The organism is Mesorhizobium sp. CNPSo 4670, assembly GCF_057784235.1.
The window spans coordinates 138,322-153,933 of record NZ_JBWJFQ010000009.1; the positions used below are offsets into that span (position 1 = coordinate 138,322).

A 15,612-nucleotide genomic window follows, 5' to 3' on the forward strand; every position below is an offset into this window, starting at 1 on the left:
CGAAATGCCTGACATGAACACGAATACTTCCCTCTCCAGCGGCAACGATCCCAAGGCCTGGCTGGCCCAGCACGGCATCAACGAAGTCGAGTGCCTGGTGCCTGATATGAACGGCGTCCTGCGCGGCAAGGCCTTGCCGGTAGCCAAGTTCCTCAAGGCGCTGGAGGACCGCGCACTCTATCTGCCGAGCAGCGCCTTCCTGGTCAGCATTGACGGCCGCTATACCGGTTCGATCGACGAGGGTTTTGCCTATTCGGACCCGGACATGCGCATGGTGCCGGATGTTTCGACGCTTACCCTGGCGCCCGGCGCCGGGGCAGCCAAGGCCTATGTCTTCGCCGATGCCTTTCACATGGACGACCGGCCATGGATGGCCTCGCCGCGCCATGTGCTGAGAGCCGTGCTCGACCTCTACCGTCAGCGCGGTTGGCGGGCGGTGGTGGCGCCGGAGCTCGAATTCTACCTGACCGCGCCCAATCCCGATCCCGACCGGCCGCTGACGGCGCCGGTCGGCGGCAATGGCCGCGCCGAGAGCGTGCAGCATCCCTACGATATGGCGGCACTGGAGGAGTTCGAGCCGGTGGTCCGCCGCATCTATGACTATGCGGCGGCATCCGGACTGCCGCTCGACACGCTGATCCATGAATCGGGCACGGCGCAGCTGGAGATCAACTTCCTGCACGGCGATGCGTTGCCGCTGGCCGACAAGGTGCTGCTGTTCAAGCGGCTGACGCGCCAGGCCGCGCAGCAGAGCGGCATGCATGCCACCTTCATGGCCAAGCCGATCGCGGCACAGGCGGGGAGCTCGATGCATCTGCACATGTCGGTCATCGACGAGGCCGGCAAGACGCTGTTTGCCGACACTGATGATGCCGACACCGAAATGTTCGGCCATTTCATCGGCGGCCTGCAGAAATATGTCCCGGAGATCATGCCGCTGTTTGCACCGAACGTGAACTCGTTCCGCCGCATCCGGCCGAACCACAGCGCGCCGGCCAACATCGAATGGTCGCACGACAACCGCTCCTGTGGCCTGCGGGTGCCGGCCGGTGGCCGCGCCGCGCGGCGGGTGGAGAACCGCTTGCCGGGTGCCGATTCCAATCCCTATCTGGCGATCGCCGGTTCGCTTCTCGCGGGCTATCTCGGTGTCGAGCAGAAGCTGGCGCGGTCGATAGAGGCGTCGGGCAATGCCTACAAGATCAAAAGCACGCTGCCGAAAACCATGGAGGAGGCGCTGGATCGTTTCACCGCTTGCGAGCCGGTGCGGGAGCTGCTCGGCGAGGACTTCTTCCAGACCTATCTGCGCGTCAAGAGCGTCGAGCTCGACCTGTTCCAGGGCGTGGTGACGAGCTGGGAACGCGACCACCTGCTGCTGAAGGTGTAATGATGGGCTTCAATTCCGGTTTGGATATCGGCAAATCCTACTATGTCGCGACGGCAAATCCGTCGCCCGACCATCCCGCCCTGCAGGGCGATGTCGACGCCGACCTGGTTGTCGTCGGCGGCGGCTGCACCGGCCTGTCGGCGGCCCTTCACGCCGCCGAGCGCGGCCTGAAGGTGGTGCTGCTCGAAGGCGGCAAGATCGGCTGGGGTGCGTCGGGCCGCAATGGCGGCCAGATGATCCCTGGCCTGCGCAAGGGTGCCAAGGGCCTGGTCAAGCTCTACGGGCCCGAGCGGGCGAAAGTGCTGTTCGACCTCGCCTTCGAGGCACGCGGGCTGGTGCTCGACATCATCGAGCGCCACGCCATCGATTGCGATCTCAGGCTGACCGGCCATCTGGTCGGGGCGGTCAACAGCTCCGACCTCAAAGACCTCGAGGAAGAGGCGGAGTGCCTGGCCACGGTGATGAAGTTCCCGCATGCCGAGATCCTGTCGGCGGCGGAAGCCCGCCGCAAGGTCGACACGCCCTACCACGGCGCGATGTACGAGCCGCTCGGCGGCCACATGCATCCACTGAACTACACGCTCGGCCTCGCCCGCGCGGCGGTCGCGGCCGGCGTCGTCATCCACGAGAAGTCGGTCGCCGTGCGGCTTGAGCGCGAGCCATCGATCCGCGTCTCTACGGCCAAGGGGGCGGTCCGGGCGAAACATGTCGTGCTGGCGGGCGATGCGCTGCTCAACGGGCTGGAGCCGCGCGTCAACAGCCGCATCATGCCGGTCGGCAACTACATCGTCGCCACCGAGCCGCTGGAGGGCAAACGCAATGTCATCCCGGCCAATGTCGCGGTGTCCGACACCCGCTTCGTCGTCAACTACTACCGCATGTCGGCCGATGGGCGCCTGCTGTTCGGCGGCGGCGAGCGCTACACGCCGTCGCCGCCGGCCGACATTGCCGGCTTCGTGCGGCCGCACATGGAAAAGACCTTTCCGCAACTTCAGGGCTGCCGCATCGATCATGCCTGGGGCGGGCTGGTGTCGGTGACGACGTCGCGGCTGCCGCATGTCGGGCACTATGGCGAGGTCTATTTCGCGCATGGCTATTCCGGCAAAGGCGTCATCCTGTCGACACTGTCGGGCAAGCTTTTGGCCGAGGCGATCACCGGCGACGCTTCGCGGCTCGACCTGTTCTCGACGCTCACGCCCATGCCGTTCCCGGGCGGCACGGCGTTGCGCGCACCGCTCTATGTGCTCGGCATGCTGTGGTATGCGATGCGCGACCGCATCAAGCATTGAGCGCTGGCGGCGCGGCGACCGAACGCTGGCGCTGTCCGTCGTGTTGGGAAGGGTGGACGAAGGCCCTTAGACGACGAAAAAATCCTCGATGCGCAGCTTGGCCTCGAGCAGCGCCGGCAGGATTTCCCGTTCCATCTCCGCGACGGAGAAGCGGGCGGACTGGGTCGAGACGTTGATGGCCGCGACCGTGCGTTGCGCGCGGTCGCGGATCGGCACGGCGATCGAGCGCAGGCCGAGTTCCAGCTCCTCGTCGACGATGGCAAAGCCGCCAGCCTTGGCCTTGCCGATGGCTTCGGCCAGCAAATGCCTATCGGTGATCGTCTTCGGCGTCCGTCTCTCGATCGTCGCCTGGCCGAGAAATGTGTTCAATTCCTCTGGCGTGAGGCCGGCAAGCAGGATCCGCCCCATCGAGGTGCAATAGGCCGGCAGCCTTGTGCCGACGTCGAGCGAGACGCTGAGGATGCGGCGGCCCGGAATGCGTGCGACGTAGACGACATCCTGGCCCGACAGGATCGCCGCCGAGCAGGCCTCGTTCAACTGCGCCGCCACGGCCCGCATGATGGGGGCGGCGAAGCTCCACAGCGAGGCGCCGCCGAGCCAGGTGCGGGCAACGGTCAGCAAGCGCGGCGACAGCGAAAACACACGGCCGGCCTGGGTGGCGTAGCCGGTGGCGACAAGCGTCAATAGAAAGCGGCGGGCGCCGGCGCGGGTCAGGCAGGCTTCCTCGGCCATCTCGGTCAGCGTCATGCCCGCAGGGTGCCGGGCCAGGATCTCCATGACGGCAAGGCCGCGCTCGAGCGAGCCGACATGATCACGGGAAGCGGCCTCTTCGTCCATCTCAGCTCCACGGAGCGGCACCGTCGCCCGGATTGACTCAATGCTCTCACCCAGTGTAGAAAGTATCGCATACAAAACATATGTTCGCAATACGAACTTTTGAACCCGGAGCCGATGCGATGGTCAAGTTCCTGCCGCTCAAACAGGCTGTGGCCGAGAACCTGAACGATGGTGACGCGGTCGCCTTCGAGGGCTTCACCCATCTAATCCCGACGGCGGCGGCGCATGAGGCGATCCGCCAGGGCTTTCGCGACCTGACCCTGATCCGCATGACACCGGACCTGATCTACGACCAGATGATCGGCATGGGCATGGCGAAGAAGATCGTCTTCTCCTATGTCGGCAATCCCGGCGTCGGTCTGCTGCGCCGCGCTCGCGACGCCATCGAGAACGGTTTTCCCAGATCGATCGAGATCGAGGAACACAGCCATGCCGGCATGGCCAACGCCTATGAGGCGGGTGCTGCCGGCCTGCCCTGCGCGGTGTTCCGCGGCTATCGCGGCGCAGGCCTCGCGGCAGTCAATCCGAACATCAAGTCGGTCACCTGTCCGTTTACCGGCGAGGTGTTGGCAGCCGTTCCTTCGATCCGACCTGATGTCACTTTCATCCATGCGCAGAGGGCCGACCGGAAAGGCAATGTGCTGGTCGAAGGCATCGTCGGCATCCAGAAGGAGGCGGTGCTGGCGGCGAAACGGTCAGTGGTGACGGTAGAGGAAGTGGTCGACAATTTCGACGATCTGCACCCCAATCTGACCGTGCTGCCGCGCTGGACGATCGCGGCGATCTCCGTCGTGCCCGGCGGCTCGCACCCGTCCTACGCGCATGGCTATTATGCGCGTGACAATGCGGCCTATCTGGAATGGGACGAGATCGCCGCCGACCGGGACAAATTCCAGGCGTGGATGCAGGCGAACGTCATCGAGAGGAGCGCCGACGATTTCGCGCCCCGTGTCGAGCATCTGAGGAAAGCGGCATGAGCGACAGTCCGGACTTCACCCCCAACGAGATGATGACGATCGCCGCCAGCCGCGCGCTGGGCAATGACGATGTCTGCTTCGTCGGCATCGGTGCGCCATCCGCCGCCTGCAATGTCGCGCGGCTGACGCATGCGCCTGACATCACCTTGATCTACGAGAGCGGTACGATAGGCACTGCGCCAGACGTGCTGCCGCTGTCGATCGGCGATGGTGAATTGTGCGAAACAGCCGTCACCACCGTCGCCGTGCCGGAAATGTTCCGCTACTGGCTGCAGGGCGGCCGTATCTCGATCGGTTTTTTGGGTGCTGCCCAGCTCGACAAGTTCGGCAATATCAACACCACGGTCATCGGCGACTATTTCCATCCCAAGACCCGGCTGCCCGGCGGCGGCGGTGCGCCGGAGATCGCGACGTCGTCGAAGGAGATCTACATCACCATGGCGCAGACCAGGCGCGGCATGGTCGAAAAGATCGACTTCTTCACCTCCTTCGGCCATGGCGAGGGCGGCGACCATCGAAAGCGGCTTGGCATCGACACTGCGGGCCCGACCTTGCTGATCACCGACCTCGCCATCTGGAAGCCGGATCCGGTGACCAAGGAATTCACGGTCGTGTCGCTGCATCCCGGTGTCACGCGCCAGCAGGTGCAGGAGACCTGTGGCTGGATGGTAAAGTTCGCGGAGGCGCTTGACGAAACGCCGGCGCCAAGCGAACTCGAACTGACGACATTGCGCGACCTGCAGGCCCGTACCAAGGCGGCGCATGAGGGAAGCGGAAAAGCAAAGGCTGCATGACATGGCCGAGGCCTATATCTGCGACTACATCCGCACGCCGATCGGCCGCTTCGGCGGCTCGCTGTCCTCGGTGCGCGCCGACGACCTTGGCGCCATACCCCTGAGAGCACTGGTCGAGCGCCATCCCGGTATCGACTGGCAGGGGATCGACGACGTCGTCTATGGCTGCGCAAACCAGGCCGGCGAGGACAACCGCAACGTGGCGCGCATGGCGCTGCTGCTGGCCGGTCTACCAAAGGAGATCCCGGGCTCCACCGTCAACCGGCTGTGCGGCTCCGGCATGGATGCGCTGACCATCGCCGCGCGGGCGATCAAGGCCGGCGAGGCCGAACTGATGATCGCAGGCGGCGTCGAATCGATGAGCCGCGCACCCTTCGTCATGCCCAAGGCCGACACGGCGTTTTCGCGCAATGCCGAGATCTATGACACCACCATCGGCTGGCGCTTCGTCAACCCGGTGATGAAAAAGCAGTATGGCGTCGATTCGATGCCTGAAACCGGCGAGAACGTCGCCGAGGATTTCTCGGTGTCGCGCGCCGACCAGGACGCCTTTGCCGCGCGCAGCCAGGACAAGGCTGTCGCCGCACAGGCCAATGGCCGGCTGGCGAAGGAAATCGCCCCGGTGACCATCCCGCAGCGCAAGGGCGATGCGGTGGTCGTCTCGAAGGACGAGCATCCGCGCGCCGGCACGACGGTCGAGGCACTGGCCAAATTGCCGACGCCATTCCGGCAGGGCGGCACGGTGACGGCCGGCAATGCCTCCGGCGTCAATGACGGGGCGGCGGCGTTGATCGTTGCCTCGGAAGCAGCCGTCAAGAAATATGGCCTGACGCCGATCGCCCGTATCCTTGGCGGCGCCGCCGCCGGTGTGGCGCCGCGCATCATGGGCATCGGCCCGGCGCCGGCGACGCAAAAACTGTGCGCGCGGCTTGGGCTGACGCCGCAGCAATTCGACGTCATCGAGCTCAACGAAGCCTTTGCCTCGCAAGGCATCGCCGTGCTGCGCCAACTCGGCATTGCCGAGGATGCCGAGCACGTCAATCCGAACGGCGGCGCCATCGCGCTCGGCCATCCCTTGGGCATGTCCGGCGCCCGCATATCCGGTACGGCGGCGCTGGAGCTTCGCGAACGCGGCGGCCGTTATGCGCTGGCGACCATGTGCATCGGTGTCGGCCAGGGCATCGCGATCGCGCTCGAACGGGCCTGAGCGGCAGCCTCTTCTTGGCCGGCTAAGATCGAGGCTGATTCGGGCGCGCAAATTTGACCATGTGGACAAAAGTGCGGACCCGTTCCATAGTTCCCTGTCTGACATTTTCACGAACGGCCGGCTCGACACGGCTGTCGAACAGAGGGGAATGCAATGGAAAATCCGAAGAATAGATTCCAGATAAAAAGCGAAGGGCTTTCGCGACGCAATGTGCTTGAGCTGGGCGCGCTTGGCCTGGCTGCGGCGATGCTGCCAGGCGCCGCCTTCGGCAAGGACAAGAAGCTGAAGGTGGCGGCGATCTTCGCCACGCCGATCGAGGAGCCATGGGACAACCAGATCCATGTCGCCTTGCAGAAGGCCGAGAAGGAACTCGGCATCGAGTACAAATGGTCGGAGAAGGTGCAGACCGCCGATTTCAGCCGCGTCATGCGCGAATATGCGCAAGGCGGCTACCAGCTGGTGCTGGGCGATGCCTTCGCCGCCGAGCGTGAATCGCGCCGCACCGCCAAGCAATTCCCGAAGACCGCCTTCCTGTTCGGCTCCGGAGCCGGACCGGCGGAACCCAATTTCGGCGTCTTCGACAACTGGATCCACGAGCCAGCCTATCTGTCCGGCATGATCGCCGGCAAGATGTCGAAGTCGGGCACGATCGGCGCTGTCGCGGCGATGGGCATTCCGGAAGTGAACCGGCTGGTCAACGCCTTCTTCGCCGGCGCCAAGGAGGTCAATCCCAACATCAAGAAGAAGGTCGCCTTCATCGGTTCCTTCTTCGATCCGCCGAAGGCCAAGGAAGCGGCCGTCGCGCAGATCGACGCCGGTGTCGACGTGATCTATGCCGAGCGTTTCGGTGTCATCGAAGCGGCGGTGGACAAGAAGATCCTCGCCATCTCCAACATGTCCGACCAGTCGAGCCTCGGTCCCGACACGGTCATCACCGGCCCGGTCTGGGACATGTATCCGACCGTCCAGCAGGCGATCAAACTGGTCAAGGCCGGCGTCTTCACCGCGCAGGACTACGGCGATTTCTCGCGCATGGCCAAGGGCGGTTCGCAGCTCGCGCCCTACCACAAGTTCGACAAGACGCTGCCGGCGGACGTGAAGGAGTTGGTCGAGAAGAAGAAGGCCGAAATCCTCGAAGGCAATTTCCGCGTCGATGTGGATGAGAATACGCCGGTTTCGGATTGAGGTTTTTATCCTCCCCCTTGTGGGGGTGAGCAGCCGGTTCGCCGCAGGCGAATTCATCGTGCCGCGGGCACGATGAAAGGCCAGCGAACGCTGGGACGCTGCGAAGCAGCGGGGACCCGGCAACTCACCGCCCGGCCCTTCGCAGGCTCAGGGCGTTCGAAGCTCGAAAAGCCAAGCAATTGGCTTTTCGTCCGCTGCGCGGATCGCTTCTCACCCGCACAAGGGGGAGGGTGAAGAGCTGCGCCAACGCCATCTCACCGGGAGCCATCTTGCCCGCCCCACTCATCGAAATGCGCGGCATCATCAAGAGCTTCGGCGCCGTCAAGGCGAACGAGGCCGTTGATCTCAGCGTTGCGCCGGGCGAGATTCTCGGTCTGCTGGGCGAGAACGGCGCCGGCAAGACGACGCTGATGAACGTGCTGTTCGGCGCCTATGCGCCCGATGCGGGCGAGATCCTCATCCAGGGCCAGCCGGTGCGGATCAGCAGTTCGGCCGATGCGCTGGCCGCCGGTATCGGCATGGTGCACCAGCATTTCCATCTGGCGCCAAGGCTCACCGTGCTGGAGAACCTGCTCATCGGCATCCCCGGCAAAACGGGGCGGATCGACCGCGCTGGAGGGTTGGCGCGGCTGGCGGAGATCGGCCGCCAACATGGGTTGACGCTTGATCCCGACCTTCCGGTGTCGGCGCTGTCGGTCGGCGAGCAGCAGCGGCTCGAAATCGTCAAGGCGCTGTTTCGCGGCGCCAGGCTGTTGATCCTCGACGAGCCGACAGCGGTGCTGGCGCCAACGGAGGTCGACGGGCTGTTTTCGGCGCTACGGTCGATGGCGGCGCAGGGCCTCGGCATCATCTTCATCTCGCATAAGCTCAACGAGGTGCGGGCACTGACCCATCGCTGCACGGTGCTGCGGCATGGCCGCGTCGCTGGCCGCGTCGACGACCCCGCCAACACGACATCTGCCGCAATGGCGCAACTGATGTGCGGCCACGAGATCGTGCCGCCGGCGAGGGGGCCATCGACCCCCGGTGCAGCTGTGCTGACGCTCGATGGCATTTCGACATTGCGGCATTCAGGCACGGCGTTGCGCGACGTGTCGCTTTCGGTCCGCGCTGGCGAGATCCTCGGTATTGCCGGTGTCTCGGGCAATGGTCAGCGCGCCCTGGCGGAGGTGATCTCAGGCACGCGCGTGCCCGATGCCGGCCAGATGACCATCGCCGGCCGACAAGTGTCGGGATTTTCGCCGCGCGAGGTGCAGGCGCTCGGTCTCGGCCGCATCCCGGAGGATCGCATGACGACCGGGCTGGTCACCAACCTGCCCCTCGCCGATTCGATGGTGCTGCCGCGGATCGGCACAGCGGCGTTCAGCAGCAGGGGTCTGCTCAAGCCGGATGCGATCCGTGCCTTCGCCGAGGCGCAGATCAAGGCCTATGACATTCGCTGCCCCGGACCGATGACCCGCGCCGGGGCGCTGTCCGGCGGCAATCTGCAGAAGGCGCTGCTGGCACGCGAGCTCGCCTTCGATCCGAAGGTGCTGATCGTCTCGCAGCCGACGCGCGGGCTCGACATTGGCGCCGCCCGCTTCATCCACGAAAAGTTCCTCGACATGCGGGCCAAGGGCTGCGGCATCATCGTCATCGGCGAGGATCTGGAAGAGGAGCTGCTGGTGCTCTGCGACCGCATCGCGGTGATGTATGAGGGCCGCATCGTCGGCACGCTCGACAGCGCCGACGCGACGATCGCCCGGCTCGGACTGATGATGACCGGGGCGGAGGGCCATAGCTGATGTTTCGCCTGGAAGTCCGCACCTCGACGCCCGCCTGGTTCAATTTGGCCCTGCCGCTGCTGGCGATCGCAGCCACGCTTGTCCTGTGCAGTGGGCTGATTGCGTTGGCCGGCGCCGGCGTCATCGATGCCTATGGGGTGATGTTCACGGCCTCGCTGGGCGACAGCTACGCCATCACCGAAACGATGGTGCGTGCCGCGCCGATGATCTTCACCGGGCTGGCGGTGGCGGTCGCCTTCCGGGCAAAATTCTGGAACATCGGCGCCGAGGGGCAATTGCTGGCCGGCGCGGTCGCGAGCTGCTTTGTCGGCGCGATCCCGATGCCGGGGCCGCTCGCCATGCTGTTGATGGCGGTGGCCGGTGCTGCGGCTGGTGCCGCTGTCGCCCTGGTGCCGGCGACGCTGCGGGTGAAGTTCAAAGTCGACGACGTGGTCAGCTCGCTGCTGCTCAACTCGGTCATCTACTATGCACTGATGGCGCTGATCGAAGGGCCGTGGAAGGACAGTTTCAGCGGCTATCCGATCTCGCCGCCGATCGAGGATTCGGCGAATTTTCCGGTTCTGCTCGATGGCACAAGGCTGCATCTCGGCGTTGTCGTGGCGCTGATCGCAGCGCCGGTCATCTGGTTCCTGATCGTGCGCACGACGCTCGGCTTCAGGATCAGGGTCACCGGCGAGAATCCCGAAGCCGCACGCTATGGCGGCATCCATGTCGAGCGCGTGCTGATCTCGACCGCGCTGTTGTCCGGCGCGCTGGCCGGGCTGGCCGGGGTCGGCGAAGTCGGCGGCGTGCATTTCCAGGTGATGAGCGACATCTCACCGGGCTACGGCTATTCCGGCATCGTCGTTGCCATGCTCGCGCGGCTCAATCCGCTGGGCGTGGTCCCGGCGGCGATCTTCCTGGCCGCCGTGATGACCGGCGCCGAGGCGATGTCGCGTGCGACCGGCGTGCCGGCCTTCCTCAGCGATGTCATCCAGGGCACCGCATTGCTTGCCATGCTGGTGGCGCTACTGTTCACTGCCTACCGCATCCGCCGCGTTGGAGCCGCCTGATGAGCGCGGTGTTCGAACAGATATTTCAAGTCGGCTTCCTGGCCGCGATCATCCGGATCGCCACGCCGTTGGCGTTTGCCACGCTTGGCGAAATGTTCTCCGAGCGCGCTGGCGTGCTCAATCTCGGCATCGAAGGCATCATGCTGTTGTCGGCTATGACCGGCTTCACCGCCACCAGCCTCAGCGGCAGCTTGTGGCTAGGCGTGTTCGTCGCCGTGCTGACCGGCATGCTGATGGGCGCGCTGCATGCGCTGTTCACGGTGGCGCTGGGCCTCAGCCAGCATGTCTGCGGCATTGGTGTCACGCTGTTCTCCTCGGGCCTCGCCTATTTCCTCTATCGGCTGATCTTCGGCCAGCAATCGGTACCGCCAAGCATCAAGGGTTTCGAGACGCTGCCGATCCCGGTTCTCTCCAGCATTCCGGTGCTCGGACCGGCGGTATTCAACCAGTTTGCGCTGGTCTACATGGCGATCCTTGCCATTCCGCTGGCCGCCTTCGTGCTCTATCGCACGCCCTGGGGCCTGTCGGTGCGCATGGTCGGCGAAAATCCGCGCGCCGCCGACTCGGCCGGCGTCAGCGTCATCGCGACGCGTTTCCAGGCGGTCATCCTCGGCGGTGCGCTGATGGGGCTGGCCGGCGCGTTCCTGTCGATGGCGCAGTTCAACGCGTTCACCTTCGGCGTGGTGTCGGGGCGCGGCTGGGTGGCGATCGCGCTGGTCGTGTTCGGTCGCTGGGATCCGTGGCGTTCGGCAGGGGCTGCGCTGCTGTTCGCCTTTGTCGATGCCTTGCAACTGCGCATGCAGGCGAGCGGGCTGGGGCATATCCCCTACGAGGCATTCCTGATGCTGCCCTTCATCTTCACCATAGTCGCCATGGCTGTCATGTCGCGCAACGCGGTGGCGCCGTCAGCACTGTTGAAGCCGTTTCGCAGGGAAGAGCGGTAGGCGAGTAGGTGTCTTTTCCTCTCCCCCGATCGACGGGGTAGAGGAAGGCGCCAAGCTGTCCTTAGGACGAAGAACCTAAACTCCGGAAAACCTCACATCGCGGTAAACCCATTGTCGACGAACAGATGCGTGCCGTTGACGAAGCTGGATTCGTCGCTGGCAAGGTAAAGCGCGGCTCTTGCCACCTCTTCCGGCTCGCCGATACGGCCCTGCTGCGCGGCCAGCGCGGCGTCGGAGACGTCGATGCCGAGCCGACCGAGATCGGCGACCTCGCGCAGGCCGTGCGGCGTGCGGATGAAGCCGGGGCAGACCGCGTTGCAGCGGATGTTGCGGTCGCGGAACTCGACGGCGATGGCGCGCGCGAACATGTGGCAGGCCCCCTTGGTGGTGTCGTAGAGCACCTCCATCGGTGTCGCCGCCACCGCCGAGATCGACGAGGTGCAGACGATCGAACCGCCGCCGGCCGATATCATGCCGGGCAGCACGGCGCGCGTCATCAGGAACATCGAGCGCACGTTGACGGCATGCAGCCAGTCCCATTCCTGCACCGTCGTCTCCAGGAACGGCTTTATGACGATGGTGCCGGCATGGTTGAACAGGACGGTGACCGGGCCGAGCGTTTCGGTTGCGCCCTTCACAGCCGCCTCGACCTGGGCCTCATCCGACACGTCGGCAACCCAGTGCTCGGCTATGTGCCCCCGCGCGCGGATCGCCGCTGCGGTTGCGGCGGCCGCCTCGCCATTGCGGTCGACGATCGCCACCCTGGCGCCCTCCGCGGCGAACAGCTCCGAGGCCGCCCCGCCCATTCCCGTCGCGCCGCCCGAAATGATGGCGACCTTGCCGGCCAGTCTCGCGCCCATTTTCCTGCTCCCCTGTCAGACGATTTCGTGTTTGCCGATTGGGCAATGCTATCCCGCGCGCTCCGGGCGGCCAATGCACGAATTGGGTGCGGCGAGGACAAGGCCATAGGTCCATTCAGGGCCAGAGCAATGCACGGCGTGCCATGTCGAGCGGTGGCCAAAGCACGCCGTCCCAGCAACTCAGTACCAATTCTTGATCAAATATCAGAAAATTATTCTGCCCATCGCCGAAAAATAGCAATCGACAAAGTCTACAAGTTTTATAGATTAATCGGCGAGACGGAGGTCGATATGTCCTATATCCAGAACGCTCAGACGGATCGCAGCGGCCAGCGGCTGGTCAATGCACAGCCCTTTCGCCCGGCCTATGCGGGTGCTTTCGCCTATATCGTCTTTGCCCTTGCGTTCGTGTTCACCGGGGCAGTTGTTCTGGGTCTCATTCCCTGAGTTATCAGATCGACCGGGACTAGCCGGCCACCGCTTTCAGGCAATCGGAGTTGAATGAACCGGATCCTCGGTGCGCTTTCGCGCGGCTGGGATTCGAATTTCACAGCATCAGTGATTCCAGAGATGGAGGAGATGGCAATGCCGATCGAGTTTACGCATGTCCCCAGCAAGACCGCCGACGCCGCCGTTCCCTTTTTCTACGACTTTGCCGAGACCGCGACCAAGCTCGGGCTGATCGAGGATGGCGGCTTCAGGAAGATCGTCGTCGACGATTCGGCCGGGCTGCTGACCAATATGGATCTTGCAGCCCAGGTGCTGGACCGGACGTCGTCGCTGGAAGTCGTGCTCACCCACTGGGCGGGCGTGGTCGAACCGACGGTGGCAGCGCGCCAGTTGGCGTCGATCGACAGGAAGGGCGGCGGACGGCTGGCGCTCAGGATGATCAGCGAACCGCTGAACGACGACGATGCCGAAACGCGGCCGGTCGGGCACACCGTCATCTGGAAGCGCATCGACGAATATCTGGTGCTGTTGAAGCGGCTGTGGTCGAACGACCGGCCGTTCGACCATGAAGGCGCGTTCTACAGCATCAAAGGCGGTTATGTGCCGCGCAAGGGTCCGCACGGCGCCGATCTCGTCATCCGCATGGGCGGGCAGTCCGGAACGGCGCTCAAGGTGGCCGGCCGGCATGCCGATGTCTTCGAACTGGCGCCGGGTTCGATCGACGAGGTCCGCCGGCTGATGGAGCGGGTGCGCGGCGCCGCCGCCGAGCATGGCCGGGCCGGCAAGCTGCGCTTTGCGCTTCCGGTCAGGATTCACCGGGGCGCTTCCGCCACCGGCCACAAGGCGGTCGATGTTGCCGGGCCGCCGGCCCAGGCGGCCCTGTCGCTGCTTGCCTATGCGGCTCTCGGGATCGATGAATTCATGATTGTCGGCGTCGACACGCCGCGCGAGATCGCAACCGTCGGCCGCGAAACGATCGCCCTGCTGCGCAATTCCCTGGCGCGCCGCGAGGCTGAGGTGCCGCAGCCCGGGGCATATGCGCCGCGCGTGCAACAAGTGGTGCGTGCAGCGGGCTGAGCAGGCGCCCTTGGAATCAACCTGTCGCGCCACTTAGCCGCGACAGGCCTTCGATGACGGCGGCAGATTCCGTCAGGGCGCCGAAGACGCCGTCCTCGACCGTCACCATATGAAGCGCCGCCTCGTGGGCCTGTCTGTCGCCGCTGGCACAGGCATCGGAAATCGTCAGGCATTGAAAGTTGCGGTCGCAGGCCTCGCGCAGCGTGGTGTGGACGCAGACATCGGTCGTGCAGCCGGTAAACATCAGATGCGTGATGCCTTGTGCGCGCAGCACAAGCTCGAAATCCGTATAGGTGAAGGCGCTGTTGCAGGTCTTGTCGACGATGATGTCCTGCGGCGCGACGTCGATCTCCGGAACGATCTGAAACCCCGGGCCTGAACGAAGCAGGATTTCGGTGCCTTCGAGACCGGCGCGCTTGCGGCGCCATCTCTCGTACGGCGTCATGTCGGCCATGTCAGCCCGATAACCCTGTCTCGTGTGGATGATCCTGATGCCGGCCTTGCGGGCGGTGGCGATCAGCCGGCTCACGGTCGGCAGGATCGCCCTTAGCGGCGAGGGGTCATATCCCTGCCTGGCGAAATAGCCCGTCGTCGACAGGAAATCCTGTTGCAGGTCGATCACGACAAGCGCGGTGTTTTCGGCGACCAGCCTGCCGTCATAAGGGAAGTCGAAGGGCGTCGCCTTGATCATCTTTGGCTCCCGGTCTTCGACCGACACCATAGCTGCTTTGCAACAACGCGACGACACCAGATGCCGGCAGCACGGATCCGAATTTCGCCGATATCGACGGTCGGGACAAATTGTTGATCGTTGTAGGCATCTTCAATGTTGACTAGCAATGTCATGTTTTATAATCAACCGGGCATCGGCCTGCCGAAAACCAGTATCTGCAAATGCGGCGGCCGTACTGGAGAAGAGCCATGACCGTGGCTGGAACCGATGCCCAGACGGCTTTTTACATCGACGCGGTGCGCTTTGCCGTCGGCGAGCGGACGCTGCTCGGTCTGGTTTCGCTCGAACCGGAGGGCCTTCGACAGCGATGGAACTAACCTTGCCGCACGATCTGTCGCCATGGGGCATGTTCATGGCGGCCGATATCATCGTCAAGGCGGTGATGATCGGGCTGGCCTTCGCCTCCCTCGCTACCTGGACGGTATGGCTGGCCAAATCGCTGGAGATTTTCGCCGGCAAGCTGCGCATCCGTCATGCCGTACGGGCGATCGGCGATGCCGCCACCTTAAAGCAGGCCAGCCGTGCGCTCGACCGCAGCGGCGGCCCCGGCGCGCTTCTGGTGCGGGCGGCGGAGGAGGAAGTCGCCCTCTCGGCCGGAGCGCTCGATCATGTCTCGGGAGACGGGCTGAAGGAACGGGTCACCTCGCGCCTGTCGCGCATCGAGGCGGCGGCGTCACGGCGCATGTCGCGCGGCACACGCCTGCTGGCGACGATCGGCTCGACCGCGCCTTTCGTCGGGTTGTTCGGTACCGTCTGGGGCATCATGAACGCCTTTATCGGCATCTCTCAGGCGCAGACCACCAATCTCGCCGTGGTCGCGCCAGGCATCGCCGAAGCGCTGCTGGCCACGGCGATGGGCCTTATCGCTGCCATACCGGCTGTCGTCATCTACAACGTCTTTGCGCGCTCGATAGCCGGCTACCGGCAGATCCTCGCCGATGCCTCGGCGGGTGTCGAACGGCTCGTCAGCCGTGACCTCGACTTCCGCAGTGTCGCGCCGGCAACGGCGATGGCCGCGGAATGATGGCGGCGGACTAGC

Annotated in this window: 16 protein-coding genes; 13 read left to right on the forward strand and 3 right to left on the reverse strand. The window is 64.8% G+C overall.

Annotated elements, in window-relative coordinates:
• The first annotated feature begins 4 nt into the window (after positions 1-4).
• Both AC0ZT5_RS17090 and AC0ZT5_RS17095 read left to right on the forward strand, forming a co-directional pair.
• Complete coding sequence (locus tag AC0ZT5_RS17090) at positions 5-1,384, forward strand: glutamine synthetase family protein (protein ID WP_488497459.1); 1,380 nt, start codon at positions 5-7, stop codon at positions 1,382-1,384.
• The gene (locus tag AC0ZT5_RS17095; RefSeq protein WP_488497372.1) at positions 1,384-2,673 is read left to right on the forward strand and encodes an NAD(P)/FAD-dependent oxidoreductase; all 1,290 of its coding nucleotides are present in this window, start codon (positions 1,384-1,386) and stop codon (positions 2,671-2,673) included. The genes AC0ZT5_RS17090 and AC0ZT5_RS17095 overlap by 1 nt, the downstream gene beginning before the upstream one ends.
• Before the next feature lie 66 nt (positions 2,674-2,739).
• Here AC0ZT5_RS17095 and AC0ZT5_RS17100 read toward each other — a convergent pair whose 3' ends face one another.
• Complete coding sequence (locus AC0ZT5_RS17100) at positions 2,740-3,510, reverse strand: IclR family transcriptional regulator domain-containing protein (RefSeq protein WP_488497373.1); 771 nt, start codon at positions 3,508-3,510, stop codon at positions 2,740-2,742.
• A 119-nt stretch (positions 3,511-3,629) separates the two neighbouring features.
• Between AC0ZT5_RS17100 and AC0ZT5_RS17105 the strand changes: the two genes are divergently transcribed.
• The 7 genes from AC0ZT5_RS17105 (at position 3,630) to AC0ZT5_RS17135 (ending at position 11,453) form a co-directional block, all read left to right on the forward strand.
• A complete protein-coding gene (locus tag AC0ZT5_RS17105; protein ID WP_488497374.1) occupies positions 3,630-4,487 on the forward strand; it encodes a CoA transferase subunit A in 858 nt (285 codons plus the stop codon).
• Entirely contained in the window at positions 4,484-5,281 is a 798-nt protein-coding gene (locus AC0ZT5_RS17110; RefSeq protein WP_488497375.1) for a CoA-transferase subunit beta, read from the forward strand. Before AC0ZT5_RS17105 ends, AC0ZT5_RS17110 begins: the two co-directional genes overlap by 4 nt.
• A 1-nt stretch (position 5,282) precedes the next feature.
• On the forward strand, positions 5,283-6,488 hold the full coding sequence (gene pcaF / locus AC0ZT5_RS17115; protein WP_488497460.1) for a 3-oxoadipyl-CoA thiolase: 1,206 nt from the start codon (positions 5,283-5,285) through the stop codon (positions 6,486-6,488).
• Positions 6,489-6,641: 153 nt separating this feature from the next.
• Positions 6,642-7,673, forward strand: coding sequence for a BMP family protein (locus AC0ZT5_RS17120; RefSeq protein ID WP_488497376.1), 1,032 nt, complete (start codon positions 6,642-6,644; stop codon positions 7,671-7,673).
• Between the two features lie 269 nt (positions 7,674-7,942).
• Complete coding sequence (locus AC0ZT5_RS17125) at positions 7,943-9,457, forward strand: ABC transporter ATP-binding protein (RefSeq protein WP_488497377.1); 1,515 nt, start codon at positions 7,943-7,945, stop codon at positions 9,455-9,457.
• Positions 9,457-10,509 (forward strand): ABC transporter permease, encoded by a 1,053-nt coding sequence (locus AC0ZT5_RS17130; RefSeq protein WP_488497378.1) that lies wholly within the window; start codon positions 9,457-9,459, stop codon positions 10,507-10,509. The genes AC0ZT5_RS17125 and AC0ZT5_RS17130 overlap by 1 nt, the downstream gene beginning before the upstream one ends.
• Positions 10,509-11,453: an ABC transporter permease gene (locus tag AC0ZT5_RS17135; RefSeq protein ID WP_488497379.1), complete on the forward strand. Its 945-nt coding sequence runs from the start codon at positions 10,509-10,511 to the stop codon at positions 11,451-11,453. Before AC0ZT5_RS17130 ends, AC0ZT5_RS17135 begins: the two co-directional genes overlap by 1 nt.
• Positions 11,454-11,545: 92 nt before the next feature.
• On the opposite strand, the gene AC0ZT5_RS17140 is transcribed toward AC0ZT5_RS17135, so the two are convergent.
• Positions 11,546-12,313, reverse strand: coding sequence for an SDR family NAD(P)-dependent oxidoreductase (locus AC0ZT5_RS17140; protein WP_488497380.1), 768 nt, complete (start codon positions 12,311-12,313; stop codon positions 11,546-11,548).
• A gap of 291 nt (positions 12,314-12,604) precedes the next feature.
• On the opposite strand from AC0ZT5_RS17140, the gene AC0ZT5_RS17145 reads away from it, so the two are divergent.
• Both AC0ZT5_RS17145 and AC0ZT5_RS17150 read left to right on the forward strand, forming a co-directional pair.
• Positions 12,605-12,760 (forward strand): hypothetical protein, encoded by a 156-nt coding sequence (locus AC0ZT5_RS17145; RefSeq protein WP_477284601.1) that lies wholly within the window; start codon positions 12,605-12,607, stop codon positions 12,758-12,760.
• A gap of 138 nt (positions 12,761-12,898) precedes the next feature.
• Positions 12,899-13,840, forward strand: coding sequence for an LLM class flavin-dependent oxidoreductase (locus tag AC0ZT5_RS17150; protein WP_488497381.1), 942 nt, complete (start codon positions 12,899-12,901; stop codon positions 13,838-13,840).
• Positions 13,841-13,856: 16 nt separating this feature from the next.
• Here the strand turns inward: AC0ZT5_RS17150 and AC0ZT5_RS17155 are convergent, their stop codons facing one another.
• The gene (locus AC0ZT5_RS17155) at positions 13,857-14,531 is read right to left on the reverse strand and encodes a cysteine hydrolase family protein (protein ID WP_488497382.1); all 675 of its coding nucleotides are present in this window, start codon (positions 14,529-14,531) and stop codon (positions 13,857-13,859) included.
• 230 nt (positions 14,532-14,761) lie between these two features.
• Here AC0ZT5_RS17155 and AC0ZT5_RS17160 point away from each other — a divergent pair, with 230 nt between their 5' ends.
• Together AC0ZT5_RS17160 and exbB are read left to right on the forward strand one after the other, a co-directional pair.
• On the forward strand, positions 14,762-14,890 hold the full coding sequence (locus AC0ZT5_RS17160) for a hypothetical protein (protein ID WP_488497383.1): 129 nt from the start codon (positions 14,762-14,764) through the stop codon (positions 14,888-14,890).
• A complete protein-coding gene (gene exbB / locus AC0ZT5_RS17165; RefSeq protein WP_488497384.1) occupies positions 14,881-15,597 on the forward strand; it encodes a tonB-system energizer ExbB in 717 nt (238 codons plus the stop codon). Before AC0ZT5_RS17160 ends, exbB begins: the two co-directional genes overlap by 10 nt.
• Positions 15,598-15,612: the final 15 nt, after the last annotated feature.